Annotated in this window: 20 protein-coding genes; 14 read left to right on the forward strand and 6 right to left on the reverse strand. The window is 49.0% G+C overall.

Annotated elements, in window-relative coordinates; all coding sequences use genetic code 11:
* The 6 genes from OXH18_RS02310 (at position 1) to OXH18_RS02335 (ending at position 6,548) form a co-directional block, all read left to right on the forward strand.
* A complete protein-coding gene (locus OXH18_RS02310) occupies positions 1-441 on the forward strand; it encodes a response regulator (protein ID WP_268610806.1) in 441 nt (146 codons plus the stop codon).
* 468 nt (positions 442-909) lie between these two features.
* Complete coding sequence (locus tag OXH18_RS02315) at positions 910-3,219, forward strand: sensor histidine kinase (protein ID WP_268610807.1); 2,310 nt, start codon at positions 910-912, stop codon at positions 3,217-3,219.
* Complete coding sequence (locus OXH18_RS02320) at positions 3,173-3,622, forward strand: response regulator (protein WP_268610808.1); 450 nt, start codon at positions 3,173-3,175, stop codon at positions 3,620-3,622. Before OXH18_RS02315 ends, OXH18_RS02320 begins: the two co-directional genes overlap by 47 nt.
* Before the next feature lie 17 nt (positions 3,623-3,639).
* Positions 3,640-5,220 (forward strand): ATP-binding response regulator, encoded by a 1,581-nt coding sequence (locus OXH18_RS02325; RefSeq protein ID WP_268610809.1) that lies wholly within the window; start codon positions 3,640-3,642, stop codon positions 5,218-5,220.
* 157 nt (positions 5,221-5,377) lie between these two features.
* Entirely contained in the window at positions 5,378-5,557 is a 180-nt protein-coding gene (locus OXH18_RS02330) for a hypothetical protein (RefSeq protein ID WP_268610810.1), read from the forward strand.
* A 160-nt stretch (positions 5,558-5,717) separates the two neighbouring features.
* Positions 5,718-6,548, forward strand: coding sequence for an SWIM zinc finger family protein (locus tag OXH18_RS02335; protein ID WP_268610811.1), 831 nt, complete (start codon positions 5,718-5,720; stop codon positions 6,546-6,548).
* A gap of 206 nt (positions 6,549-6,754) precedes the next feature.
* Here OXH18_RS02335 and OXH18_RS02340 read toward each other — a convergent pair whose 3' ends face one another.
* Complete coding sequence (locus tag OXH18_RS02340; protein ID WP_268610812.1) at positions 6,755-9,406, reverse strand: chloride channel protein; 2,652 nt, start codon at positions 9,404-9,406, stop codon at positions 6,755-6,757.
* A gap of 296 nt (positions 9,407-9,702) precedes the next feature.
* On the opposite strand from OXH18_RS02340, the gene OXH18_RS02345 reads away from it, so the two are divergent.
* Positions 9,703-12,066, forward strand: a complete 2,364-nt coding sequence (locus tag OXH18_RS02345; RefSeq protein WP_268610813.1) for a hypothetical protein — start codon at positions 9,703-9,705, stop codon at positions 12,064-12,066.
* Between the two features lie 36 nt (positions 12,067-12,102).
* Positions 12,103-13,986, forward strand: a complete 1,884-nt coding sequence (locus tag OXH18_RS02350) for a DUF3685 domain-containing protein (RefSeq protein WP_268610814.1) — start codon at positions 12,103-12,105, stop codon at positions 13,984-13,986.
* 13 nt (positions 13,987-13,999) lie between these two features.
* Here OXH18_RS02350 and OXH18_RS02355 read toward each other — a convergent pair whose 3' ends face one another.
* Complete coding sequence (locus tag OXH18_RS02355) at positions 14,000-14,293, reverse strand: hypothetical protein (RefSeq protein ID WP_268610815.1); 294 nt, start codon at positions 14,291-14,293, stop codon at positions 14,000-14,002.
* A gap of 226 nt (positions 14,294-14,519) precedes the next feature.
* On the opposite strand from OXH18_RS02355, the gene OXH18_RS02360 reads away from it, so the two are divergent.
* The 4 genes from OXH18_RS02360 to OXH18_RS02375 all read left to right on the forward strand — a co-directional run bounded on the left by OXH18_RS02360 (position 14,520) and on the right by OXH18_RS02375 (position 20,427).
* Positions 14,520-15,320, forward strand: a complete 801-nt coding sequence (locus OXH18_RS02360) for an MlaE family lipid ABC transporter permease subunit (protein ID WP_268610816.1) — start codon at positions 14,520-14,522, stop codon at positions 15,318-15,320.
* A 229-nt stretch (positions 15,321-15,549) separates the two neighbouring features.
* Positions 15,550-15,948 carry a DUF3119 family protein gene (locus OXH18_RS02365; RefSeq protein ID WP_268610817.1) on the forward strand — a complete coding sequence of 133 codons (399 nt, stop codon included), beginning with the start codon at positions 15,550-15,552 and terminating at the stop codon, positions 15,946-15,948.
* Positions 15,949-16,038: 90 nt separating this feature from the next.
* A complete protein-coding gene (locus tag OXH18_RS02370; RefSeq protein ID WP_268610818.1) occupies positions 16,039-17,172 on the forward strand; it encodes a DUF3086 domain-containing protein in 1,134 nt (377 codons plus the stop codon).
* A 186-nt stretch (positions 17,173-17,358) separates the two neighbouring features.
* Complete coding sequence (locus OXH18_RS02375; protein ID WP_268610819.1) at positions 17,359-20,427, forward strand: UPF0182 family protein; 3,069 nt, start codon at positions 17,359-17,361, stop codon at positions 20,425-20,427.
* A 54-nt stretch (positions 20,428-20,481) separates the two neighbouring features.
* Here OXH18_RS02375 and OXH18_RS02380 read toward each other — a convergent pair whose 3' ends face one another.
* Positions 20,482-21,261 carry a lysophospholipid acyltransferase family protein gene (locus OXH18_RS02380; RefSeq protein WP_268610820.1) on the reverse strand — a complete coding sequence of 260 codons (780 nt, stop codon included), beginning with the start codon at positions 21,259-21,261 and terminating at the stop codon, positions 20,482-20,484.
* Positions 21,262-21,547: 286 nt separating this feature from the next.
* On the opposite strand from OXH18_RS02380, the gene OXH18_RS02385 reads away from it, so the two are divergent.
* A complete protein-coding gene (locus OXH18_RS02385; protein ID WP_268610821.1) occupies positions 21,548-22,756 on the forward strand; it encodes an IscS subfamily cysteine desulfurase in 1,209 nt (402 codons plus the stop codon).
* A gap of 161 nt (positions 22,757-22,917) precedes the next feature.
* Here the strand turns inward: OXH18_RS02385 and OXH18_RS02390 are convergent, their stop codons facing one another.
* Positions 22,918-24,096, reverse strand: coding sequence for a citrate synthase (locus tag OXH18_RS02390; RefSeq protein ID WP_268610822.1), 1,179 nt, complete (start codon positions 24,094-24,096; stop codon positions 22,918-22,920).
* A 787-nt stretch (positions 24,097-24,883) separates the two neighbouring features.
* On the opposite strand from OXH18_RS02390, the gene OXH18_RS02395 reads away from it, so the two are divergent.
* Positions 24,884-25,456 (forward strand): glutathione S-transferase family protein, encoded by a 573-nt coding sequence (locus OXH18_RS02395; RefSeq protein ID WP_268610823.1) that lies wholly within the window; start codon positions 24,884-24,886, stop codon positions 25,454-25,456.
* 27 nt (positions 25,457-25,483) lie between these two features.
* On the opposite strand, the gene OXH18_RS02400 is transcribed toward OXH18_RS02395, so the two are convergent.
* Both OXH18_RS02400 and OXH18_RS02405 read right to left on the reverse strand, forming a co-directional pair.
* Complete coding sequence (locus OXH18_RS02400; protein ID WP_268610824.1) at positions 25,484-25,771, reverse strand: hypothetical protein; 288 nt, start codon at positions 25,769-25,771, stop codon at positions 25,484-25,486.
* A gap of 650 nt (positions 25,772-26,421) precedes the next feature.
* Positions 26,422-26,709, reverse strand: coding sequence for a hypothetical protein (locus OXH18_RS02405; protein WP_268610825.1), 288 nt, complete (start codon positions 26,707-26,709; stop codon positions 26,422-26,424).
* Positions 26,710-26,785 lie beyond the last annotated feature (76 nt).

Consider the following 26,785-nt stretch of genomic DNA (forward strand, 5'->3'; position numbering starts at 1 on the left):
ATGGAAGAGAATTCAACCTGCTGTTTTATTCTAATTCTTGAAGAAAATCAACGTCACGCCAACTTAATTGAATCAGTGTTTACTGAAACAGGGCGTCCGTATCAATTGGCGATCGTCCGGGATGGCAGGCAAGCCATGGATTTTCTACATCAACGCGGCGAGTTCACTGATACTCCCCGTCCTCACCTAATTCTTTTAGATTTAAACTTACCTGGGAAAGATGGTCGAGAAGTATTAGCAGAAATTAAAGCAGATGCTAAGCTCAGGCGTATTCCAATCGTGGTGCTGACGGCTTGCACAGATAAAACCGATATTTTGAAAAGCTACGCGCTTCAAGGAAATTCCTATGTCATTAAAGCAGATGATTCTTGTCAGCTTGCTGCTATTGTCAAGCGCATTGAAGAATTTTGGCTAGGAATTGTTACTCTTCCGTTGGAATAAAAAGAAATTTATCAAGTTACTAGGCGGATGACGATCGATCCATTTGTTTAGTTCATTGTCATTAGCGAGTTTGACGCTCTGATCCATAATCTGAATCAACTGATCCGGTTCACCAATTCACTTTTATTTATTTTTATTTATAAGCAGCAATCTTTAAGCAATAATTCCATAAACAGGTTTTCCTAGTTTCTGCGTTATGCTACTGACTGTGCAGGGACAGTTAAAATATTGTTTGGTTTTTGTAGGTGTTCTTATAAGTTTGATATTGAAACAGAACTTAAGCCGCTTCATTTTATTTGAGTCAAATTAAAGTTGGGTAAAACCAGTGAAGCCAACTATTGAGTTGACTTTAGAATGTTGCTTTTCACTTCGCCAACACGGTTCATGCCAAGCACAAGCAATTGACTGTCAAACAAATAACGTAAGAGTGTTGTCTCTACACTTTTATGCTAAACATTGGAGGAATTCATGGTAGATGCTGCTTTAAAGAATGTCGATCTAACTCAGTTGAAACAACCTGCGATTCACGTCCTAACCCAAATTCAAGCACATGGAGTTTTGCTAGTTCTACAAGAGCCAGATTTGCAGATTTTGCAAGTGAGCAACAACACCTTGAGTTTGTTTGGGATTGCCCCAGATGAGATGTTGGCTTTGAGGTTAGAAGACATTCTTGATCCGTTTCAAGTCGATCGCCTTAAAGCAGGTTTAGTACATGAGAACCTGGATCTCGTCAACCCAAGTAAAGTATGGATTCGCAAAAAAGAACGAGGTGATGATTATTTAGTGTTTGATGCAGTGTTTCATCGCAGCGCTGACGGTTTTTTAGTGTTGGAACTAGAGCCTGCATTTGCTCAAGAAAACATACCGTTTTTGAGTTTCTATCATTTGGCACGCGCGTCGATCAATCAACTAGAATCTACATCAAACTTGCACGATTTCTGTCAAATTATTGTACAAGAAGTGCGTAAGGTGACAGGGTTCGATCGCGTCATGCTCTACAGGTTTGATGAGGACGGACATGGGACCGTATTGGCTGAGGAAAAGCTAGATGACATGGAGTCGTATTTTGGGCTACATTTTCCCGAATCTGACATTCCCCGCCCTGCTCGCAAACTGTTTGTCTCTAATTGGATTCGTATTATTCCTGATACACATAGTGAGTCTGTAGCGTTAACCCCTACCCTGAATCCTGCAACTCAACAGCCCACGGATCTCACTCTGTCTATTCTCCGCAGTCCGTATCCTTGCCACATTGAATATCTCCACAACATGGGAGTAGGCGCTTCGTTAACAATCTCATTAGTAAAAGATCAAAAGCTATGGGGCATAATTGCCTGCCATCATTTGACGCCGAAACATGTACCCTATGAATTGCGTAAAGCTTGCGAATTTTTAGGACGGGTGATCTTTTCTGAACTCTCTACTCGCGAGGAAACGGCTGATTATCACTACCGAGTCAAACTGGCGCATGTTCAATCGCAGTTGGTTGAATTCATGTCACAGGAAGACAGTTTTGTGAATGGATTGATTGCCCATCAACCTAATCTTTTAGATTTGACTGATGCACAGGGAGCCGCTATTTGTTTTAACGGCAATTGGACAACAGTAGGACGTACACCACAACCGGAAGAACTGGATTTTTTAGTGCAATGGTTGGCGAAAAATGTCGATCGAGATGTGTTTTATACCGATTCGCTGCCCCAAATCTACCTCGACGCCGAAAAATACAAAGATTTGGCCAGTGGTTTATTAGCGATTCCCATTTCGAAGCGCACCTGTGTCTTGTGGTTCCGTCCCGAAGTGGTGCAAACGGTGAACTGGGGCGGCGATCCCACTCGTGCGTTTGAACTGAAAGAAACCCAAGGCGACGTCCGGTTGTGTCCGCGTAAATCGTTTGAGTTATGGAAAGAAACGGTGCGGCTGAGGTCGTTGCCGTGGAAGCAGGTTGAGGTGAATGCGGCTTTGGAATTGCGTAAAGCGATCGTCAACATTGTGCTGCGACAGGCGGATGAATTGGCGCAACTAGCACAAGATTTGGAACGCTCTAACGCTGAGTTAAAGAAATTTGCCTATGTGGCCTCTCACGACTTGCAAGAGCCACTCAATCAGGTGGCTAACTATGTGCAACTGCTGGAGATGCGCTATCAAGATCAACTAGACGAAGATGCCGACGAATTCATCGATTTTGCGGTAGAAGGTGTGAGCTTAATGCAAACTCTGATCGATGATGTGCTGGCCTACTCGAAGGTGGACTTGCAGGGCATTGAGTGGCAGCTAACCAATGTGGAAACAGCCCTCACTCAGGCATTGGGCAACCTGCGCGGACGCATCGCTGAAACTCAGGCGGAAATTACCCATGATCCGTTACCGACGATCGTGGCAGACGGTACACAACTGATGCAGCTTTTTCAAAACCTGATCGGCAATGCAATCAAATTTAGAAAATTAGACCAGTCACCCAAAATTCACATCAGCGTGCAGCGGCAAGAAGAAGCGTGGCTGTTTTCGGTACAGGACAATGGCATTGGACTCGATCCGCAGTTTGCCGATCGGATTTTTGTCATTTTCCAACGCTTGCACACTCGTGACGAATATCCAGGCACAGGCATGGGATTGGCTATTTGCAAGAAAATTGTGGAATGTCACCGGGGGCAAATGTGGGTAGAATCCCAACTTGGTCAGGGTGCAACGTTCTATTTCACGATTCCGGTAGGAGGACGCGATCGCGATCATGCCAACGGACGCAAGCTGCAAAATTATCTTTTTGGTCGAGGATAATCGAGGCGATATTCGTTTAATTCAAGAGGCCTTGAAAACCACAGCCACGCTGTGCGAAATGGTGATTGCCCGTGATGGCATGGAAGCAATGGCCTATTTGCGGCAGGATGGGGAGCACCAAAACGCGGTTCGTCCAGACCTCATTCTGCTGGATTTAAACTTGCCAAAAAAAGATGGACGGGAGGTGTTAGCAGAAATCAAGGCAGATCCGCAACTTCGGCATATCCCCGTTGTTGTGTTGACCACATCGCGCAATGAGGAAGATATCCTCAAAAGCTACGATCTCCATGTCAACTGCTACATCTCTAAATCCCGCAATCTCAGTCAATTGTTCAAAATCGTGAGGGGGATTGAGAAATTTTGGTTGGAAACTGCCACCCTGCCGCCTTCCGAAGGTCGATAGACCATACGATCGTCACGGTGTTACTGGTTGAAGATAATCTGGCGGAAGCTCGTTTACTGCAAGAGTTTCTCAAAGGCACAGCCGTCGGACAATTTCAGTTAGTGCACAAAAAGCGCTTGCAGGAAGCCATTGCTTACTTGACAACCGATTGGGCAGATGTAATTCTGCTGGACTTAACGCTGCCAGACAGCCAAGGTCTCGACTCTCTTGACACACTGATTGCTCAGGTTCCCAGCTTACCCATTGTAGTACTGACTAACACCAACAACGATGAATTAGCCGTAGAAGCGGTCCGTCACGGGGCCCAAGATTATTTATTCAAACGGTTGGTGAATCAAGATAACCTAGTGCGATCGGTGCGCTATGCCATTGAACGCAAACAAGCGTCGGAAGCCCTGCGCGAAGCCAATGAAGCCCTCGAAGCTCGAGTGCAAGCCCGCACTGCTGAACTAGCGGCAGCCAATCAGCAACTCATGCAACAGGCGGCTTTGCTCGATATCACTACCGATGCTATTGTCGTTACAACGTTAAACTATCGCATCTTGTTTTGGAACAAAGGCGCAGAAACCCTATACGGTTGGAACCGATCGGACGCCTTGGGGCAGTCTATGCTCGATCTTATACATTCGGCTGAAACGTTGCCCATCGATCCATTGACACAGCACCAGTTGCTTGAAATTGGGTATTGGCAAAGCGAATTACAGCAAGTCACAAAGGATCAACAGTCAGTGTTAGTGCAAAGCCGCTGGACTCTGGTGCGCGACGAAGCCGGACAACCGCGATCGATTTTGATTGTCAATACCGATATCACCGAGAAAAAGCAACTGGAAGCCCAATTCCTGCAAGCTCAGCGATTAGAGAGCTTAGGCACCTTGGCGAGTGGCATTGCGCACGATCTCAACAATATCCTGACACCGATTTTGGCCATTGCCAAACTGTTGCCTCTTAAGCTTCCTGACCTCAGCGAACGCAACCAGCAAATGATCAAGGCCCTGGAAAGCAGCGCTCAGCATGGCACAAACTTAGTGAAACAAATCCTGCTATTTGCCCAAGGTGGTGAAAGTGAGTGGATGCCGCTGCAACTGGAAGCTGTACTCACCGATCTAGAAATCATCATTCAACAAACTTTTCCCAGATCGATCGACGTTCACATCCATCGTGCAACCGATCTATGGACAGTGACCGCCGATGCGACTCAGTTGCATCAGGTGTTGATGAATCTTTGCGTCAATGCCCGCGATGCCATGCCTAACGGAGGAACGTTAACCATCTCACTAGACAATTTCTACAGCAACGAAGAATTTGCTCGTAAACATTTAGATGCAAACATTGGACCCTACGTTGTACTCACGGTGAGCGACACAGGCGTTGGCATGAGTACTACAACCCTGTCTCGCATCTTTGATCCGTTTTTCACGACCAAAGAGGTGGGGAAGGGAACGGGGTTGGGGTTGTCTGCGGTGTTGGGCATTACCAAAAGCCATGGGGGCTTTGTTGCAGTGCGTAGCGATGTTGGGCAAGGCAGCGAGTTTCAGGTGTATCTGCCTGCGATCGAGGAATCTGGTGTGGGGAATCGGGAATCGGGAATGGGGGATTGAAACTCTCGCAGCAAGTCGTCGTCGCCAAGTGGGAATTTCGGCAGAAAACTGGGCAATCTTGACTAGGAAACAACAGTGGACATGCGCCGTTCAGCAACACCATTGAGTTTCTGCTCATTGATCTTTCTGCCCAGTCATCCTGTTGTCTAGAATCACCATGATCGCCAAATTCAGATCGCGGCAATTTCCCATTTGGAAATTTTTGAATCAACGTCTGTTTGATCCCACCGCTCCCGTTGTTTTAGATCCTCAACGCTTCTGGCGCATGCATCAAATTCAATATCTAGAGCGGTGCTTAAACATGCGTCATCGCCCCGAAGAACACTTCCGCAGTTAGAACCGAGTACCATCGCCAGGTGATGTACCTGACAGAGATCTCGCTACACTAGTCATAATGAGTTATAATGGCTCGCTTGAATGACTAACGGGCAGAGGCTATACCTTCGCCTGATGCCTGCGGGACTGCGGCTAAGGATGCATGTATTGAATCAATAATAATGACCAGTTATGATATTCAATCCAATCGTGAATGGTGGGCCCAGCGCTGGGTAGACGTGTTGGAGTCTTTTGGCTGGCGGCGGCGGCTGGAACGTGCTCGCAACTATGCACGGCAAGGCAATGTGCTGCAAATTGAATTTAAAGGCGCGAAAGTATCGGCATTGGTGCAAGGAACAGCCCCGGAACCGTACAAGGTTTCCCTTTCTCTCGATCCATTTAACGAGGAACAGTGGCAATATGTGATTGAATCCATGTCAGAACGAGCCATTTTTTCGGCCAAATTGCTAGCAGGGGAAATGCCGCAAAACATTGAAGAAGTGTTTACTGCTAATGGGTTGAGCCTGTTCCCACTGACGAAATTTGACATTCATAGCCGTTGCTCTTGTCCTGATCCGGCAAATCCTTGTAAGCATATTGGAGCGGTCTATTATCTGTTGGGTGATCGCTTCAGTGAAGATCCGTTTGTGTTGTTTCAGTTACGGGGTCGCACGAAAGAGCAAATCATCACGGCGTTGCGACAAATGCGCAGCGTACCCCAAGAGGATACGATCGCTGACGACGCACCCGAAACCGCTACACCTACGTCGATCGATTTGCACAAGTTTTGGCACTACGATAGCCAATTAGAGCCATCGCTGGTTGTAATTACCCCACCCCCTGGCAATGAGACTGTTTTAGATGTACTGGGGCCTCCTTTTAAGACTGAAACCAGCGGTGGTCAAGGCGCAATCGTCGCTCAGTTGGTGCAAGAACACCTCAAATCGATTTACGCTCAAGTGAGCCAGCAAGCTGTACTGGCAGCTATGGCTACTGGCAGTCAGGAGGGGTAGGAGGAATCGGGAGTAGGGAGTAGGGAATAATACATTAGGTGACTGTTTTGCCCTTACCTCCCAAATCCAGCGAAGGGGGTAGTTTAGATCCATTCTGGCTTCTTTCTCCCACCAGTATGCGCATCATGCACCCACTTCAGGCTTCAGTGACTTGAGGCTGTCTTCACTAACTCAGCCGTTGTCCTGGAAGGAATATTTGGTGCAGGTTATAGTTTTGGAGCACTTGTTTCGCTAGTAATGGCTCCTCGTACCAGGATCACGGTGCGGTGGCTTTGACTGGCGATCGCTTCTGGAATGTTGCCGCTAATCACTTGTCGCAATAAGCTTTCACGACTAGCTCCCAGCATGATGACATCACACTGTTCGGCTTGAGCTAGCTGCAACACTGCGTCGGGAATGGGTTTACCCCACAGTGGCTTGAGTCCGATCGGATAATCTAGGCTGGTACTCAATCGTTGCACTAGCTGTTGCAATGGTTGCAGATCGGCAAACGAAGGTTTTGTCTCGAATACCTGACACACTTGCACTTCTGGTGAGGCGCTCAGCGTCAGCAGGGAGGGTAATAATTGCAAGCCTTCTAAGGCATTGGGTCCACCTGCTACAGGAACTAGCCAGCGATCGAAGCTGGGATTGGGCTCTAGCTTCACCAACACCACTTCACAGTCCGCTTGCCGAATTACGGTATCTACGATCGTGCCAAAGACTCGACCAGGGGTACTGGTTTTGCCTTCCCAGCCCATCAACACTAGGTCAACATGGCGGTCTTTTACCGTTTCTAGCATGGCATAGGCGGCATCATGCGCCACACGAATCTGTGTGTGAATAGGAAGGTCATATTCCCGCCCAATGTGTTCGGCTCGTTTCAGTAAGCGGCGGCTGTTGGTGGTGCGTACAAAGGTTTCAGCCGGGGGATTACCACGGGGAATGGTGATAACGGTTAAGCACTCGAGTTCATAATTGCGATCGCGGGCGATGGCGGCGGCCAGTTGCAAGAGTTGGGGGGCCGTTTGAGGATTGCTGAGGGGAACCAGCAAGCGCCCTCGGCCAGTGGCGGGCGATCGGGTTTGATACACGACATACGACGGTTCGGCTTGGGGTCCCCATTTGGTTTCGGCTGTCACCTGATCGGCTTCTGCTCGAATAATGTCCGCACGGGTAATAATGCCTACCAGCTTCTGGCCTTCGGTGACGGGTAAACGGCTGAGTTTGAAGCGGTTCAGCAAGTACAACACATGAGTCAATGGATCAGTTGGGGCAACGGTGACAGGTTGCGGCGTCATGATATCACCCAAAGTGATTTCGTCTTTGTTAGTAGGGCGGCGGGAAGGATCGGCGAGGTCAGTTTGCGTGACAATGCCCACGAGTTTGCCGGCATCAACCACTGGAAAGCCACGATGGTGCGATCGGGAAAAAGCTTGCGTTGCTTCACTCAGGGTCATGCCGCTAGAGAGGGTTTCTACTCGGCGCTGCATCAAATCGGCGGCGGTCAATTCCGACCACGGGCCACCTGCCTCTTGATATTTCTCTAGATGAATGCCGTTGAGTGCCAGCAGTCGAGTGTAGAGCGACCCACTCACCAACCGATCGCTAATGAGATAAGCCGTCACCGAGCCAATCATCAGCGGCAAGACTAAATTGAAATCCATCGTAATTTCAAACACAATGACGATCGCCGTGATTGGCCCGCGCGCCACCGCACTGAAAAATGCACCCATTCCTGCTAAAGCATAGGTTGTGGGTGAACTTACCCCTGGGTCAACGCCCAAAGGAATCCCTACACTCGTTTCCAATGTCTGAGCCGCATACCCGGTCAGGTATCCTAAGGCTGAACCCAAAATCAGCGACGGTGCAAACAGTCCGCCGGGTGCACCAGATCCATAAGCAACCAACGTCAGGACAAATTTCACCACAAAAACGAGCAAAATTACGAGCCAGCTTGATTCGCCCCCAATCACCATCTCCCGCAACCCAGCATTATCTCGAAACGTAGCGGGCAGAAAAGCAATCACCAAACCAGAAATGAGTCCAGCTAATCCCACCTTCCAAGGCAACCGCAACTGCAACACCCGCCGATTGAATGCCAAGCTGACAAAAATGCCCCGATTAAACAGCGCTCCCAGTAGCCCCGCCAGTAACCCTAGCACTAAGAAAAAGGGAATATCTTGCAGCGACGCATTGGCCCGGGACGAGAGGATTTGCAGATTGAGACTTAGCCCTTGCCCGCCCAATAACCGCGACACTACGGCTCCGACAAATGAGGCGAGAATGGCCGTGCCTAGCGTTAACTCCGAGAAGTCGTGCAAAAATTCTTCGACAACAAACAAAATACCGGCGATCGGCGCGTTGAATCCAGCCGCCAAACCAGCTGCGGCTCCGGCTGCGATCAGTTGACGACGATGTTCTGGCGAGGTGGGAATCCATTGGCTTAATTGAGCGGCCAGAGCGGCCCCAATTTGCACGGTCGGGCCTTGCCGTCCTAGGTTCAATCCAGCCGCTACTGTCAGAATAACGCTGATCAGTTTGACAACTGCCACCCGTAAATTGAGGGCAAGGGGGACACCGGCCAGGGCTGCTTTAACCTGAGGAATGCCGCTGCCAGCCGCTTCAGGAGCCAGTCGCTCAGTTAACCATCCGGCTACAAATCCACCCGTTAGCCCGATCGCAGGCAACACAAGCCAAGCAGGATAGAGATACGAGAAATACACGCGCCATCCACCTAACCAGCCCACCCCCTGCTTGAGTAAAACCGCTGCCAAACCGGAAACGACTCCGATGACGCAGGCTTCAAAAATGGCTGTTTTTTTTGACCCAACCCGAAACAAGTACCGAAATTGTCTGGGAACCGCGCTATGCCACATGACGTAATGGTTTCATGATGAGTGATGCCACCTCAACTCCTTCCTTTTATTAAGATAGGGTGGTTTCCGAGTCAAGGGAGAATGCTTAGAATACCCTTTGAACACTGATCGGATTGATCCGAACGATCGCCCCATCGAAATCTTGAGAGAATGGTTCACAAGTTTTAACTAAATCTAAAATTTAGTCAGGCAAAATCCGTAGCGATCTGAAATGGAGCGGTAATTTAAATGAACCAATAAATAGCCAAACCCGGCTCTGAAGCTGATAGTTTTAGCAAGACAGACGTGGTGTGATAGTGAAACAACGATTAATAAAGCGATCGGATTTAGCTCAGGAGCATCAGGAGCATCAAGCGGTCTCGCCTTTTGTTTCCTGGATACAGTGGCTGAACCCGTGGCATCAAGGACAGATGTCCACCGCTCCGGTAGACACCTCATCTAATCAGGGAGAGCACAGCATTCAGTCAGTGGCGCAAATTCGGACTTCTAGGGCAGCCGACTCGACAACAGACTCATCGTCTCTCCCGCTGTCAGAGCACGTTTTAGAAACTTCTGCCCCGCCCGATCCGCCCGATCCGGGTAAGCCTCCTCAGTCATGGCGTTGGACACTCATCTGTCTTGCCGCCTTGGGAGTGATCAGCGGGATGGGGGCAGCCGCCCTACTGTGGTTGATTAGTTTGCCGCCTGCCCCAGAATGCAAAGAATCGGTCCGTCCCAGCCTGGATATGGAGTTGCTTTATTGTGCGCAACAGTCGATTCAAGCGGGAGGGTTGCCAGAACTGATTGCAGGACTAGCGCTGCTCAAACAGTGGTCGCCAGATGACCCTCTGTATGCCGAAACCGAGAAACTGGCCGAGGAGTGGTCAAAACAAGTGCTGACGATCGCTCGAAACAAAGTCGCTAATAGTGATTTAGAAGGGGCACTAGCAGCCGTTAGCCACATTCCTCGAACTACCCCGGTGTATGAAGAGGCTCAAACCTTCGCCAAGTATTGGAAACAGCAGTGGCAAGACGGAGAAACCATCGACGCTAAAGCTCAGGAAGCGCTGAAAAACCAGGATTGGACACGAGTATCTGAACTCATTGCCGCGATGGCTGATTTGTCTAATGCCTATTGGAATACGACTCGGGCTAATGCTCTGGCTCAACAGCTTGGGGCTGAAAAACAAGCCCGACAGGTGTTGGCCCGGGCCCGCAACGTAGCCGCAGGCGGTCGTCCCGAACAGTTAGGGGAGGCAATCGAGGTTGCGCAAACCATTTCTCACGAGACGCATACTTGGCAAACCGTGCGACAAGACCTGCGAATGTGGAGCCAAACCCTGTTATCAATCGGATTACAACGCTGGGAGGCTGGCGATCGCTTAGGGGCAGTCACGGCTTTGAAAGCGGGGCCTGATTCAACAACCATTCCAGAACTTCAGGATTTAGCTGGCTTCAGTCAAGCTTATCAGTTATTGCATCAAAGCTTGCCTAGTCAGCAACCTTCTGCCAGTTGGTTTCCATCACTGGCTCAAGTATGGAAGATGCTAGAAGCAAAATCGGCTCTAGAACAAGTGAAGCCGGATAGCCCCTTCTATGCCCAAGCTCAAGCGGCCCAGCAAACCCTAGAAGCCCAATTAGACGATAGCATTCAGCTTTACTACGCCACCTTGTCGGCTCGATTAGGGCAGCACTCTACGCTGGCATTGGCAATCGAACAAGCGCAACAGATCGCACCCGATCGCCCTCGTCGGATTCAAGCACAAACGCTGATTGCCTATTGGCGAGACGAGATTGAACGGATTGAAGACCAGCCTTACTTAGATACAGCGATCGCCTTGGCACAGCCAGGCGAAATTTCTGATCTCCAGGCTGCCATTGCTGAAGCAAGCCGCATTCTTCAGGGGCGATCGCTGCGCAATGAAGCCCAAGGACGAATTGCAACTTGGCAAACTCAGATTGAAACCCTGGAAGATCAGCCAATTCTTGATCGGGCCCGATCGTTGGCGAGTGACGGTCAACTGGGGGCAGCGATTGAAACCGCTGCAACGATTCGAGCGGGTCGTGCCTTGTACGCATCAGCCCAGGCTGCCATTTATGATTGGGAGACCCAGTTGATTCGAGAAAGTCAGTTGGCCATCGATCGGCCAATTCTCGATCGAGCTAAATCCTTGGCTGCCAGTGGCGACTTGTCTGGGGCTATTCGGGTAGCCTCTCAAATTGGCACAGGGCGAGTGCTATCGGGTGAGGCTCAAGCCCTGATAGCTGACTGGGAATATCAACTTCGTCCACCCCAACAAGACCTTCGTGTGGATGAATCAACCGACAAAGAAGACCTGGAAGACCTGGAAGACGGCAAAGCCATCGAGGTTGATGAAGGACTAATCCGCACCCTGCCTCCTAATCTTCGCAGCACACCATCCCAACCCACTCCCTTTGGTTCCCCTACCCTCGAGCGTTCACCTGTCCCCTCCTTGGTGGCTCCGCCCCAACCCTCTCCATCAGCCCCAGTCTCTCCAATTCTTCCTGGTTTGGTAGCCCCGGACGTAGTGCCGTCACCGTCCCAACCCACTCCTGTCGAATCTCCGCTGTTTGTGCCAGAGAACCTACCCTCGTTTCCAGCCGATTCTTCTGTCGATGGCGACTCCGATGAACAGTATGATGAGAACTCACAAGAGTAGAATCAAGCCATCTATCCTGCTGTATTAAAGCCCACCATGACGCCCGCTGCCGATCGCCGCTCCTTTCAACTTGTGCTTGTTGACGAAGACCCACTGTTTCGATCGGGGCTGCGCATTTGTTTAGAGGACACGGCTGAGTTACAGGTAGTCGCCGAAGCTGAAACGGGAGCCGAAGCTCTCCAACTTTTGGACACCTTCGCTAACCGCGCGATCGAGCCAACCGATTATTTGGAGCCGCCAAGCCGCATTGATCTGGTAATTATCGATCTAGAACTAGGACGCCGTACTCGAGACGCTATACAGGGGTTAGACTTATGCCGCCGCATTCGCGTTCAATATCCCGATGTAGCTGTGCTGTTGCTGAGCGCTGTTCCCGAACCCATTATGCTGGCTGCTGCCCAACGAGTTGGAGCCAATGGCTATTGTGCGCGTAATTTGGAAGCTAATGAACTGATTGCCATCATTCGTCGCGTCGCAACTGGTCAATCCTATTGGATGCGTCTCGATCGATCCTCTACGCCCTCTGCTTCCCCTGCCACCGCCCCTCTGACCACGCCGTCTGCTTCCCCCTCCCGATCGCGTCGCCCTTGGCTGCGCTTTCGCCGCAATTTGCGCATTTCTGGTCTTCAACAAATTGAGACGGCTCTGGCTGAGACAGCCGCTCAACTGCGCAGCTTAGATCTGTCTGATTTGGATCGAGCGCTCCTGGCAGGCCGTCGGCGAGAACTGTTAACCGCCCGCTGGTTGGTGAAGCGGTTCTTGGCAACACCCGCCTTAGATGCGGCTCTAGGAGAACAGCCGCAGGAAACCAATCGCTCAGCGACAGCCACTCGTGAACTACCCGTTCAATCGGAAACAGAATCGACAACGTTCCAGGCTACAGGGTCGATGGCGCCTTCCAGTGCTGCCTCGTCGTCTGCCCTAGCGCCTCCATCCATGACTTCATCGAGCTTGATGCCCCAAGCAGACCGTGACGTTCGATCGATTTTGTTTGATGCCATTTCTGCCAAGTTACAACTGAGTTTGACCAATGGCACCGAAACCCCCCTAGAAATCGATATTTTGCGGGAAGATAAAAAGCGGGAATTGTTTTACCTGGTGTTGCGCAAACTGGAGGATTTGCTGGATGAATTACGCTTTTCGCAAGTAGACGCCGAGCAATTAGCCTCGAAACGATCGCTGCTGTTGCTAGATCTGTGGCAAGCTGTGGTAATCGACTTTTTTGGGAAATACTCTACCCTGACGGTTGATGGATTTGAAGTTGAAATCGTAGACGAAATTTTGCAGGATATGTCGATTGTTCAGACGGAGATTCTAGACAAAATTCCGTCCGTGGTGAATCTGTTTCAACATCTGCTGTTTCAATCGCCACTTATGGTAGATGGTACCCCCTATCCACCCGGAAACCCAGCATCACTGGCGCGGGCGGAATGGTTACTTGAAAACCTGATGATTCAAGTAGCCAATGCGGTGATCCAGCCATTGCTGAATCGGTTTGCCAATGTGGAGGCCATTAAACAGAGCTTGTACAATCGACGATTGCTTTCAAGTCGTGAAATTGAGCGGTTTCGCAACAATTTATCTTGGAAATACCGCTTAGAAAAGTACGTTCGCGAACCCACAAATATTTTTGAAAGCCGCTATTCACTATTTGTACTGGCGGGACGAGGGATCAAGAAAACCAGCATCTATGCGCCACGACATCAAGAATTGCAACAACTATCGGGAGTCCCCATGCTAGTCACAATGGTTCTAGAAACGCGAGATGCGGTGGCCCCACGGGTGCGATCGGTGATATCGTTTATGGGCAACGGGGTCATTTATGTGCTGACCGAAGTCATTGGCCGGGGAATTGGGTTAGTAGGGCGAGGAGTCATTAAAGGCATTGGCAGTGTTTGGCAAGATGGACGGTTTAGATAAATCAGCACTAATCTTAGGGGCGACGCAAATTTTGGTAACGATAGAAAGTATAGGCATCGAACAGCATTCCAACCAAGCTTCCAGTAGTACTAATGACAACTACCCCAGCCAAGGCGCTGCCGCTGCCGAAGATCGACAAAAAGTGAAGAACCTGTTCAATGCCAACCGTGCCAACCACTTCCAACTGTGGAAAATGCCCTACGGTAAAGAGGGTAGCTAGAATGATGCCGATAAACAAAACTGGCGTCAGAAAGCTGAAAATGCCAGTAATGAGAAGGGAACGCAATAAACTAGGCAGAATGCTCATAAGAGACAGACGCTCCAACAAGGACGCTCCAACAAAATGAACTAGAAATGAACTAAAGCTGTAGGGAGTATTTTAGGTTCTTAGACTGCCATTTCCTAAGATAAAGGTCGATCGTAGACAACCAGCAGGGATGTCAGAAATCTTAAATTTTAATTAAAAACCTTTTTGAAGACCTATGAATTACCCTGAGAAAATCTGACCTTTTTGTAGCAATAGGACGTTAGGATTGAGCCGAACTTCTAGGCCATCTAGTTTTCGTCGATGGAGTCAACGACTACTTGCCGCTATCTTGCTAGGTGGTCAAGTTGTTGTTCACCTGCTGCGAGGCAAAATTCACCGGCGCAACACAATGGAACAACTGGCGATCGTGGGTCCTGAATCTCTGCTAATTGTGTTGGTGACAGCCTTGTTTATGGGCATGGTGTTCACCATTCAGGTGTCGCGAGAATTTATTAAATTTGGTGCGAGTTCTGCTATTGGCGGTGTCTTGGCCATTTCCCTAGCCCGTGAAATGGCTCCATTAATTACCGCTGTGGTCATTGCAGGTCGAGTGGGGTCGGGCTTTGCGGCTGAAATTGGCACAATGCAAGTAACGGAACAAATTGATGCCCTGTACATGCTAAAAAGCGACCCGATCGATTACTTAGTTATTCCTCGCGTCTTGGCTTGCGGATTAATGCTGCCCATCTTGTCGCTTTTGTCATTCATGACCGGAGTCGCAGGTGGCTTGCTAATCGCCAACGGCTTATTTGACATTTCTCAGCGAATTTTTCTAGATTCTGCCCGCAATTTGCTATCACTTTGGGACTTAATCAGCGGGTTGGTTAAAGCCGGGGTCTTTGGTGTGCTGATTGCCATTATTGGCTCTAGTTGGGGGTTAACAACCACAGGTGGAGCGAAAGGAGTTGGGCAATCTACAACTACAGCCGTTGTCACCACCCTACTAGCCATTTTTATCGCCAACTTTTTTCTGTCCTGGCTGATGTTCCAGGGGCCGATCGGTGCAGAATTTCAGCAGCTTCAGTAATGATTGAAGTTAGGAGATGATTGGAGTTAGGAATTAAGGGTTGAAGATTGAAACTTGAGGGAAATGGGTGACGGGAGAGATGAATTTGAACCTGGCGCATCTACTCATCCACTCTTATCCTTTATTTCGCATTCCGCATTCCGCATCCCGCACCCCGCACCCCGCATCTTTAAAATAGAGGTATTCTGGATCTCAGATTTTGTGAAGTTTTACAACGAGGAGCATCCGAGTGACACCAACTTCTACAAGCTCTCCCAACCCGAACTTAACCGGAACAGTTCAATTGACTCCTTTTTATGCCATTCCGATCGCCCTAGTTGTATTAGCCATTCCGCTGATTTTCGTTCAGCCTTGGATAGCCGGACTGGTAGCCCTATTTGGCTTGTTTCTCCTGTTTCAAACCGCAACCCTGCGCTTGCAATTTACTGATACCGATCTCGATCTCTATCGAGGAGAAACCTTGCTGCGACGGTTTCCGTACCAAGACTGGCTTAATTGGCAAATTTTTTGGTCAAATCTACCAATTTTGTTTTACTTTCGAGAAGTAAAAAGCATTCACTTTCTGCCGATTTTGTTCGATCCGAAAACCCTACAAGCCTGTTTAGAACAACGATGTCCTAAACCTTAGCCCTGCCTTAGACACAGATCTTCCTCTACCCGGTTCCTTGCCTGTCGTTGGCGAACCATGCCATCCTAAAAACGCTATATTTCCTGTCCTATGAATTCAGATGAGTCGTTTAGCCCAGAATCTACTCCTGAGCGGTTGCGCCAAAGCGGTAACTTTGAGTCTGCGGGGGCTGTGTCAAATTTGAGTAGTCAGGCAGAAGCCAGTACGACGGGGTTTAGCACTGCCTCGGAGACAGTCAACGATTTGGAACAGCGGGTGGCAGATCTGCGGCAACAAGAGCGGGCCCTACGACAGGAGATTTCGTCGTTGCAAGCCGCCTACACCACCATGCTGCAAAAACAGATTGCCGAGGCTCAACAAGCGATCGGGCAAGTGGTTCAAGAGGGGCTAGCAGAGCTAGAACAACGAAAGCAAACGCTTCAGTTAAGTGTGGAACAACTAGAGCGTCGCCAAGAACGGATTCGCAACGAAATGCGTACCACTTTTGCTGGGTCTTCACAGGATTTAGCAATTCGGGTACAGGGCTTCAAGGACTACTTGGTAGGAAGCCTACAAGATCTAGCCGCCGCTGCCGAACAATTGCAACTCGTTCCCGCCACCACAGAACCATCCCGCACACCAGCAACCAGTGCAGCGTCCCCCATAGAAAACCCAGACGTAGAAGAGACAACCCCTATTCCCCGGTTTGCCGAACAAAGTTTTCAAGATCAGACGAAACGGATTCGGCGATTGCTAGATCAGTATCGCTCGACTCCCGATTACTATGGCCCACCTTGGCAACTGCGCCGCACCTTCGAGCCGATTCATGCTGAACGGGTATCTAACTGGTTTTTTACCCAAGGTGGACGTGGTGCATTGCGCACAATGGGATCGCGCTTACAGAATATTTTGATCGCCTCGGCCGTGATTTCAATCTTGCGAGATTTATATGGCGATCGGCTGCGAACATTAGTGCTAGGCAATTCCCCCGAACGATTGGGCGAATGGCGACGTGGTTTGCAGGACTGCTTAGGCATTTCACGCGCAGACTTTGGTTCCGAAGAAGGAATTGTCCTATTTGAAGATCCCGAACCCTTATCACAACGAGCCGATCGGTTATTAAAGCAAAAGCAACTGCCCTTGATTATTGTGGACGAAACCGAAGAAGTGATCGACATTGCCCTGCTGCAATTTCCTCTGTGGTTGGCCTTTGCGCCTGATCCACTCAATCCGATGGTTTACTAGGAGGGAATAGGCGGTCAGAAATAGGGAGTAGGGAATAAGAAATAGCGGATGCGTTAGTCGCTACTCCACTCCCTCGTTTTTCTTCTCGCCACTCCCGACTTCCCATTACCCACTCCCCACTCCCCACTCCCCCAATCCCATCTGCCAGATTACGATTAGGGTAGAGCAAGTCAGGAACTCGCGCATATGCTTGCCAACCGTCTCTTCAAAAATTTGCCTCGCTTTTGGTGGATCGGGCTGCTGATTGGGGGGATTCTGTTATTTGACGTCGGCACAACCCTAATAGCCGAAAGTTTGTGGTTTCAGGAGGTGCATTACCTCGGCGTTTTCCTTACGCGGTTTTATAGTCGATCGCTTTTGGCGGTTATTCCTTTTACCCTGAGCTTGGTGGTGCTGTGGAGCAACTTAAACACGGCACGGCGCAATGCTTGGTCGAAACCGTTGATGGAAGGCGATCGACTGGCGCTGCCGGGGCACATGAATTTGGCTGGCTTATTGCCCATCACCCTTTTGATTAGCTTAGTGATTGGGTTGATTCTATTGCATCATGGTCAGTTGGCCATCAGCCATTGGCAACCGAATATGAGTGTGTATGGAGGCGCAACGCCCGTTCCGCTCCGGTTTCGTCCAGAAGTGATTTGGCGCATGGTGCAAACTTGGCGAACTCAGATCTGGCAGCCGATTCTGATTGTCGGATTAATGGTGGCGCTACTAATTTTTCCTCGAATATCCCTGCGATCGATCGCGATTCTTATTAGCCTTAGTTTTGGTCTGATCTTGTCAGAGCATTGGGCCAAAGTTTTGCTGGGGTTACAGCAGGTTCCGTTTAATCAAACCGATCCGCTATTCGGACGAGATATTGGCTTTTATATCTTCACTCTGCCAATTTGGGAATTATTTGAGTTTTGGTTTTTAGGTTTTTCTATCCTGACTTTCTTTGCAGTTGGACTTTTCTATCTACTATCAGGCGACAGTTTAAGTCAGGGCTATTTTCGGGGATTCACGACTCCGCAGCAGCGCCATCTCTATGGATTAGGTGGCTTTTTGATGCTGGCGGTGGCCTTTAGCTATTGGCTCGATCGCTATTCGTTGCTCTATTCCCAAGAAGGCGTGGCCTATGGAGCCACCTTTACCAACGTTACGGTAGAACTGCCGGCCTACACACTGCTCAGTGGACTGTCGCTGTTGCTAGCAGGATTTTTGTTTTGGCGAACCTTTGCTTGGTCACGCAGAACAACTCACTCGGTCAAGCCGCCAACTCCATCACCGACTCGCTGGACAGCGGCATCACGATCGCGCTGGAAGTATGAAGAGGCTGCCATCGAAACTTCTGCTGTTCGAGTTAAGTCGTTGCCACCGGTGCTGTGGCTCTGCCTTGGATTGTATGTGCTGCTGGCAATTGTGGCTGGATTTGTGTTGCCATACGCCGTTCAACGCTTAGTCGTACAGCCCAACGAATTGCAGTTAGAACAGCCATATATTCGCCATACGATCGCCCTGACCCGCGAAGCCTTTGGACTAGAGCGCATCAGGGTGGAAACGTTTGATCCACAAAATTCGTTGACGTTGGAAGACTTAGAAGCCAACGCACAAACCGTTGAAAACATTCGGATTTGGGACAGCCGTCCCTTGCTGGAAACTAATCGCCAGCTTCAACGCATTCGTCTCTACTACGAATTTCCCGATGCTGATATCGATCGCTACACCCTACCTACCAATGCGGGTCAAACAACCCAACAGCAGGTGTTAATTGCTGCCCGAGAACTGGACTATAGCGCTGTACCGACAGCGGCTCAAACCTGGGTGAATCAACATTTAATCTACACCCACGGCTATGGATTTACGATGACGCCAGTTAATACAGTGGGTGAAGGTGGGCTGCCAGAGTATCTAGTGGGTGGTATTGAACCAGTGATTGTCGATCCACGGGTAGAGGGCACCATTCCGATCGGTCGTCCCAGAATTTACTATGGGGAATTAACCAACAATTATGTGATGACTGAAACCCGGATTGAGGAACTAGATTACCCAAGCGGCAGCGACAACGTGTATAACGTTTATGACGGGCGCGGCGGAGTGAGCATTGGCAACTTTTTGCAACGCCTGCTATTTGCTAAACATATGCGCGATTGGCGGATGCTGTTGACGGAAGATTTTACGCCCCAAACCAAGTTGTTGTTCCGCCGCAATATCAACAATCGAGTACGAGCGATCGCTCCGTTTCTGCGTTATGACAGTGATCCGTATTTAGTTGTGGTCAACACGGGTGATAAATCCTGGGAACGCGGTTATTCACCAGATACCGAGCCGGACTTAGACGAAAGTTATCTATATTGGATCATCGATGCTTACACCCTAAGCGATCGGTTTCCTTATTCTGATCCCAGCCAGAATGATTTCAATTACATTCGCAATTCTGTCAAAGTCGTGATCGATGCTTATCATGGCTCGGTTAACTTCTATGTAGCAGATGCAGAAGATCCAATCATCCGCAGTTGGCAACAAGTGTTTCCTAGCATGTTCCAGTCGTTGGATCAGATGCCAGAGGCACTGCGGAGACACATTCGGTATGCACAAGATATTTATCGAGTGCAGTCGAATGAGTTAATGACGTACCATATGACCGATCCGATCGTGTTCTATAACCGGGAAGATCAATGGCGTGCTCCTACGGAAATTTACGGCAATCAAGAACAATTGGTAGAACCGTACTACTTGATCATGAATCTGCCAACAACGGATGATCAAGAAGAATTCATTCTGCTGCGGCCGTTTACTCCCGTGCAACGCATTAACATGATTGCGTGGCTCTCGGCGCGATCGGATGGGGATCAGTACGGCACGATGCTGTTGTATGTGTTTCCTAAACAGACCCTATTTTATGGCCCTGAGCAAATTGAAGCTCGAATTAATCAAGATCCGGTGATTTCTCAGCAAATTTCTCTGTGGAATCGACGTGGGTCTAATGCTATTCAGGGTAACTTGCTGGTCATTCCAATTGAACAATCATTAATTTATGTAGAGCCACTTTATCTAGAAGCAGAACAAAACCGCTTGCCAATTTTAGCCAGAGTCATTGTGGCGTATGAATCGCGCATTGTTATGGCAGAAACCCTCGAAGAAGCGCTAGAGGCTGTCTTCCAACCCCCCGAAACCGAGTCCCCCATTATTCGCGAGGTGGAAGAGGGGACGATTCCTGAGTTAGAAGGTCAACTGGAAGGTCAACCCACCCCTAATGCTCCACTCGCCCCATAAATTACCCTAAGTTGTAGGAATCAACCGGGCAGCAGACCCAACCTTACGAGTCGATCACGAGTCAGAGGGAGACAATTCTGAGTTTTGGTGCAACCTAAATTCACCTTCTCGTTCCAGTTGACAGTCTTCCTGTATTAGGACCTGTAAGGCATGAGACAAATCGTTGGTAAGCTGCTGTGCTTTTTGTTTGATCGAACCTTCCTGATAGTGAGCGACTTCGATCGGCTGACCAATGCTGATGTGAACCTGCGACCCAAACGACGGCATTGGCTGATCATAATCGAGATGCATCGGCACAATCTTGACGCCTAACCCTGGTTGGCTGGCTTCTGCTTGCAACGCTAATCGAGCCAAACCGGGTTTGAGGGGATGCAACTGCTTGTCTCGAAAAATTCCGCCTTCTGGAAAAATCACCATCATCTGCCGATTTTGCAGCACTTCAACACCGTGGCGCAAACTAGCGATCGCGGGTTGGCGAGGATTGACCGGAAACCCGCCCAGTTGTCGAATCAGCCATCCCTGGAACCCCTTCACCTCATCTGCCGTCACCATAAAGTGAATATCTCGTCCAGTGACAAATCGCCCAGCGGCATAGGGAACCAACAGCGCATCCCACCGAGAGCGATGAGTTGGGGCCAAAATCACCGGACCATCTCCTGGTAAATTCTCTTGTCCGCTGACCTGAATGCGGAAATAGGTAGGTAGTACCACCCAGCAACCCAGGGCATAGACAGCAGGCGTCAGCCATGGAGAAAACCGCGAGTTGATGGAATGCGTATTAGGAGAGGAGACGATCGTTTTCAAGGGATTACTCAATGGATTCAGCAGAACCATAAGATCAGCAAGTTGAGAGTCGATGGAACAAGGCTAAACATCGTTTGCGCTTCTATACACCACCATAGAGGCTGCTGTTCTTCCTCCATTCACAGCAGGGACAGTTCTGTTGCTGTCTATACTGGAAATTGAGAGGTAGAAATCAGGACTAGGGAGCTTGGATGCAACCTGTCCGATCGAAGCTGAGGAAGATGATTTAGTTCGCCAGTTCGATCGTTCTCATTGCTTCATGCTAGCCTGATTTTGCCGGGAGTTGTCAGGCAAATCTCGCCATTATTTGTGCCTTATGCAGCGCCCCATTTATCTGGATAATCACTCCACAACTCGAGTAGACGATCGGGTGCTGGCTGTCATGCTGCCATTTTTTACCGACCACTTCGGCAATTCTGCAAGTGTCACACATGCCTATGGTTGGGCCGCCGAAGCAGCGGTTACTCAAGCGCGAGAAACGATCGCCACAGCCATTCATGCCTCTCCGGAAGAAATCATCTTCACGAGTGGGGCCACTGAAGCTAACAATTTAGCGATTAAAGGCGTAGCCGAGGCTCACTTTGCTCAGGGTCGCCACATCATTACAGTGCAGACTGAGCATAACGCGGTGCTCGATCCCTGCCGTTATTTAGAGTCGCTAGGGTTTGAAGTCACCTATTTGCCAGTGCAACTCGATGGACTGATCAATTTACAGCAGTTAGAAGCAGCGATACGACCAGATACCGTTTTAGTGTCGGTGATGGCAGCCAATAACGAGATTGGAGTTTTGCAGCCGATCGCAGCTATCGGTGCCCTCTGTCACCAACACAACGTGTTATTCCATACGGATGCGGCTCAAGCCATCGGCAAAATTCCGTTGAATGTCCAGACGATGCAGATCGATCTCATGTCTTTAACGGCCCACAAAGTTTATGGACCGAAAGGAATTGGGGCGCTGTATGTGCGGCGACGTCACCCTAGAGTGCAACTGGCTCCACAACTGCATGGAGGTGGGCATGAACGGGGGCTGCGATCGGGAACGCTATACTCCCCGCAAATTGTCGGGTTTGCCGAAGCGGTGCGGCTGGGGCTATTCGAAATGGAATTGGAATCACAGCGGATTCAAGCACTGCGCGAGCGGTTATGGCACAGCCTTCGTCAGCTTGATGGGGTTCACCTCAACGGCCACCCTACCCAGCGACTACCTGGGAATCTTAACATCAGCGTGGAAGGTGTCGATGGACAAGCGCTGCTACTGGGATTACAATCCTTCGTTGCGGTGTCTTCTGGATCTGCCTGCACCTCGGCAAAAATGGAGCCATCTCATGTGTTGCAAGCCTTGGGTCGCGCTCCAGACCTTGCCTATGCCTCCATTCGCTTTGGCATTGGGCGCTTTAATACGGAAGCTGAGATCGATCGGGTCGCTGAGGGGGTAGTTGAAACGATTCGATCGCTGCGTTCTATCAGTTGTGGCACCCGACCGATCGTTCCATCTTCAAGGACCTCTTCAAGGCAATGTGATTAGGAACTAGATTTAAAGGTGAAATCAGGGTTATTCGAGCTTTTCGCAGGATAGACTTCAGAGATAGGTGAGTCATCCCACCGTTGGTAAGGGATACAGCGCTTCGTTGCTTGGGTGTCTAACGAATCGTGTGTTGTCCCTCAGCCTCTAGCAGGATATTTTTTCTAACTCACCACTAGCCCCAACAATTCAGCGTCCTGCACCGAGTGGCGCTTTTCGATCGGCACATAGGGTGCATTTCTAGACCCGGTATAAATCTGCGTAGGTCGGAAAATGCGGTTTTCGTTCAATTGTTCTTTCCAGTGGGCCAACCAACCAGCCGTGCGGGCAATGGCAAACACCGGGGTGAACAGATCGGTAGGAATGCCCAACTTGCGGTAAACCAACCCAGAGTAGAAATCAACGTTGGGATAAATGCCTTTATGCCCCAAACGTTCAGCTACTGCCTTTTCTAGGGCCAAGGCAATGTCGTAGTATTCATCTTGCCCAAACTTCTCGAATAGTTGTTCTGCAAGCTGTTGCAAAATGGTGGCGCGGGGGTCTTTCACCTTATACACGCGATGCCCAAAGCCCATAATTTTAGCTTTGCGCTGCATACAGCTTTCTAGATACGGTTCGACATTATCTACCGAACCAATCTCCTCTAGCATCCAAATGACTTCTTCATTCGCTCCACCATGTAATGGCCCAGCTAGTGTGCCTACCGCAGAGGCAATCACGCCATAGGGATCAGTCAATGTAGAAGCTGTCACCATTGCTGAAAAGGTGGAAGCGTTGATGGTGTGTTCGGCGTGTAGCAATAAACAAATATCGAAAATGTGAGCCGCTAGGGGATCGGGTTCCCGTTCCGTCAACATGTAGAGGAAGTTACCCGCATAATCAAGATCATCGCGGGGCTGAATTGGATCGTTTCCCTTGCGCATCAACTGAAACGCAGCGACCATCGTGGGAATTTTGGCCAGCAATCGCACGACAGCATCACGAATGTACACTGGATTATCGAGCGCACGACGAGAGTAGAATAACCCCAAGGCGGCAGCACAAGCTTGCAGCGCATCCATAGGATGACCGCTTTCGGGAAAACATTTCATCATGTCTCGGATGCGGTATTTGAGTCGTCGATGAAACCGAATTTCATGCTCAAACTCTGCCAACTCGTCTTGAGTGGGCAAGCCTCCCCAAATCAGCAGATACGCCGTCTCCAGAAACGTGCTGTGTTTAGCTAAATCTTCAATATTGATGCCCCGGTACTCTAAGATTCCGTTGTGACCATCCACAAAGCTGATGCTGGATTGTGTGGCAGGAATTCCTTCCAGACCCGGTCTGTATTCACAAAACGTCATAATTTCACCGTGCGCCTGAAATTACTTGTAATACTTAAGCTTACCTAGATTGGCACACTCTCTGCTTTGAGTTTTGTCTGTTTTGAGTCAGTCTTATTAATCCTTAAAGTTTAATCCTTGAAGTTCGATCGTGAAGTCTATTGGTGTCATCAACAATCATCCCGCAAGTGAAGAAGGCAGGTAAAACGGCCCATTCGTCTAGCGCCCATTAAGTTGTTGACCTAAAGTTGCTTAGAAAAGCGATGAATAAGATTTGTGAAGCAAACACTGGGGTTGTGCACTTCAAAGCAAAATTTGTTACGTCTAAAAACAAACCTGCATCACATTTGATCTACGCATTTAATCATTGATATCTAGCTAAAAAAGCATAGATAAAATTTAATGCTAAAGCGATCGTGGCTCTATTAGAATACATGCAACACTAAATTTCAGTACGTGCAACACAATCATTCACGGTATTTGAATGGCGCTGTTATCAAAGTGTCTCCGCTAAAGCTTCGCAGTGAAACACCTCAAAGGTTCGTGTCGTTTCCCAACTCGTAATTTCGTAGTTTCACTGAGTATTTAGTAAGCTAGTCGGTTGCCGTTCACTGTGTCAAAGGCTGCTTTTACCATCAAGTCTGAACGTCTAAGTCGGAGCGGTTTGTTCAATTACCAGCCTGGCTTAACCGTGTATCTACTTAGAATTATTCACAACCCTCACATTAACCTTGACCACGATCGATGCGTCTAGGTGGTGCAGCAACGCCCATAGCCCCTAATTTCACGCCTGACTGAAATCCCCATTATGCTGAAACTTTACGGTGGCGTCCGCAGCCGTGCGGCAATTGTTCGGTGGTATCTCGAAGAGTTGAGAATTCCTTACGAGTTCGTCTTAATTGATCTAGAAGCAGGTGAACAGAAACAGCCTTATTTTTTGGCTGTAAATCCGTTTGGTAAAGTGCCAGCCATTGTCGATGGTGATTTTAAGCTGTGGGAGTCTGGTGCTATTTTGCTTTACCTGTCTCAGAAGTATGATCCGATCGCTGCCACCCTTGAACAACAAACCAAACTCGCCCAGTGGGTGCTATTCACCAACGCCACCTTTAAGCCGGGGATCTATCAAGAAGCTCGTCGAGAACGAGAAATGCCGCGCCTGTTTATGGCGCTGAACCAACACCTCACACTGCACCGCTTTTTACTGGGTGAACACTTCAGTGCTGCCGATGTTGCCATGGGAGCACAGCTTTCCTATCTGTTAATTCGCATGAACATAGATTTTAGAAAGGAAAAAAACTATGCCGCCGTTATTGCTTATTTTCAACGACTGGCTGAACGTCCAGCGTTCCAACGAACCTTCGGCTGGCGAATCCCTGCTTAACCGTTGCAGCGAATAAATCGGCATCTGTTAGATTGAGCCTGTCGCATCCTCTCGCTCATCGCCAGTGGGAGCCGGATGTTGCTCTAAATAGTGAGGATTGCTCAGTAGTGCGTTGAACAACGATTCTGGCGTCATGCCACGTAATTGAGCAGAATATTCTAGCATGTCCTGTAACATTTCTTTCTTCTCACGTACACGTAACCCGATGAGGGCCGTTGCTAAATTTGTTTTATTTTTACCAATAAGGGCTGCCCATACTGTTAACCAATGATCGTCATGTTCGCCCAATGGGCCAATCGTAAATCGCTTCGGCATTTTTTTGAAAAACATGAATGTTTCGCTTGATGGGCGCTGACATGAGTCATGGGCCCGCTTGGCTTGTCGCTGTCAGCGATCGGAAAACTCTCGATCGATAGACCTGACAAACACCGTCAATTACAAACTCAATAGATACTTCTCAAGGATTGAACTGAGATTGACACAGTAAAATCAAACGATACGCTCGTTGCACAATGGCTTTTTACTGGACACAGCAGTCACGTTGGAAAATACGGAGGTGCCACATTCACGCCTACAATCTGACACTAAGAACCTGACATTGATTTAGTTTAGCGACCCTGATACCGAAATAAATAAGAATGCTTGATCGAGGAAAAACTCTGGCTTCATTAGCGTTTATCCAAGAGTTTTTCAACCATACTGCCTAGCGAGTAGGCAACAAGAAAAGCCAAGTCTTTTACGATACAGGACACTCGCCTATAGAGTTGTATTGCGAGTAACAGACCCATCCATGTCCTGAAGTCAAAGTCCTGAAGTCAAGTGATGGAATGGGAGGAAACAATTAGTGCCAATCAAATTAACCAGTCATCAGCAAAGCACAAGAAGGGTGTGCCTAGCCTAAGCTCAAATTCAAAACCAGCGATTGGTAAATGGCGTATTGTTTTCAAGCATATCATTTTCTTAAATTAACGTGAGGAAGAAAATTCATCCTCTTCATCACTTTCGGCGATCGGATTGTCTTCTAGAAAGCGAGGATTGGTCAGGAGCGCATTAAATAATTCATCTGCGGTCATACCACGATGTTTAGCGGAATATTCTAATAATTCCAAAATTGACTCTTTGTTCTGCTTCACTCGCAGCCCCACAATGGAAGTTGCCAACGCCGCTTTACTTTTGCCAATCAAGGCAGCCCACACGGTTAGCCAGTGGTCGTCGTGCTCTCCAAGTGGGCCAATTGTAAATCGTTTAGGCATATTGGTTCTAAATAAATATAGACTCTGCGACAATTTGTGAAGTTTGGTGAATCCCTCTGGGAGGTGACTTGCTCGA

Source organism: Thermocoleostomius sinensis A174 (assembly GCF_026802175.1).
Taxonomy (GTDB): Bacteria; Cyanobacteriota; Cyanobacteriia; order Elainellales; family Elainellaceae; genus Thermocoleostomius; species Thermocoleostomius sinensis.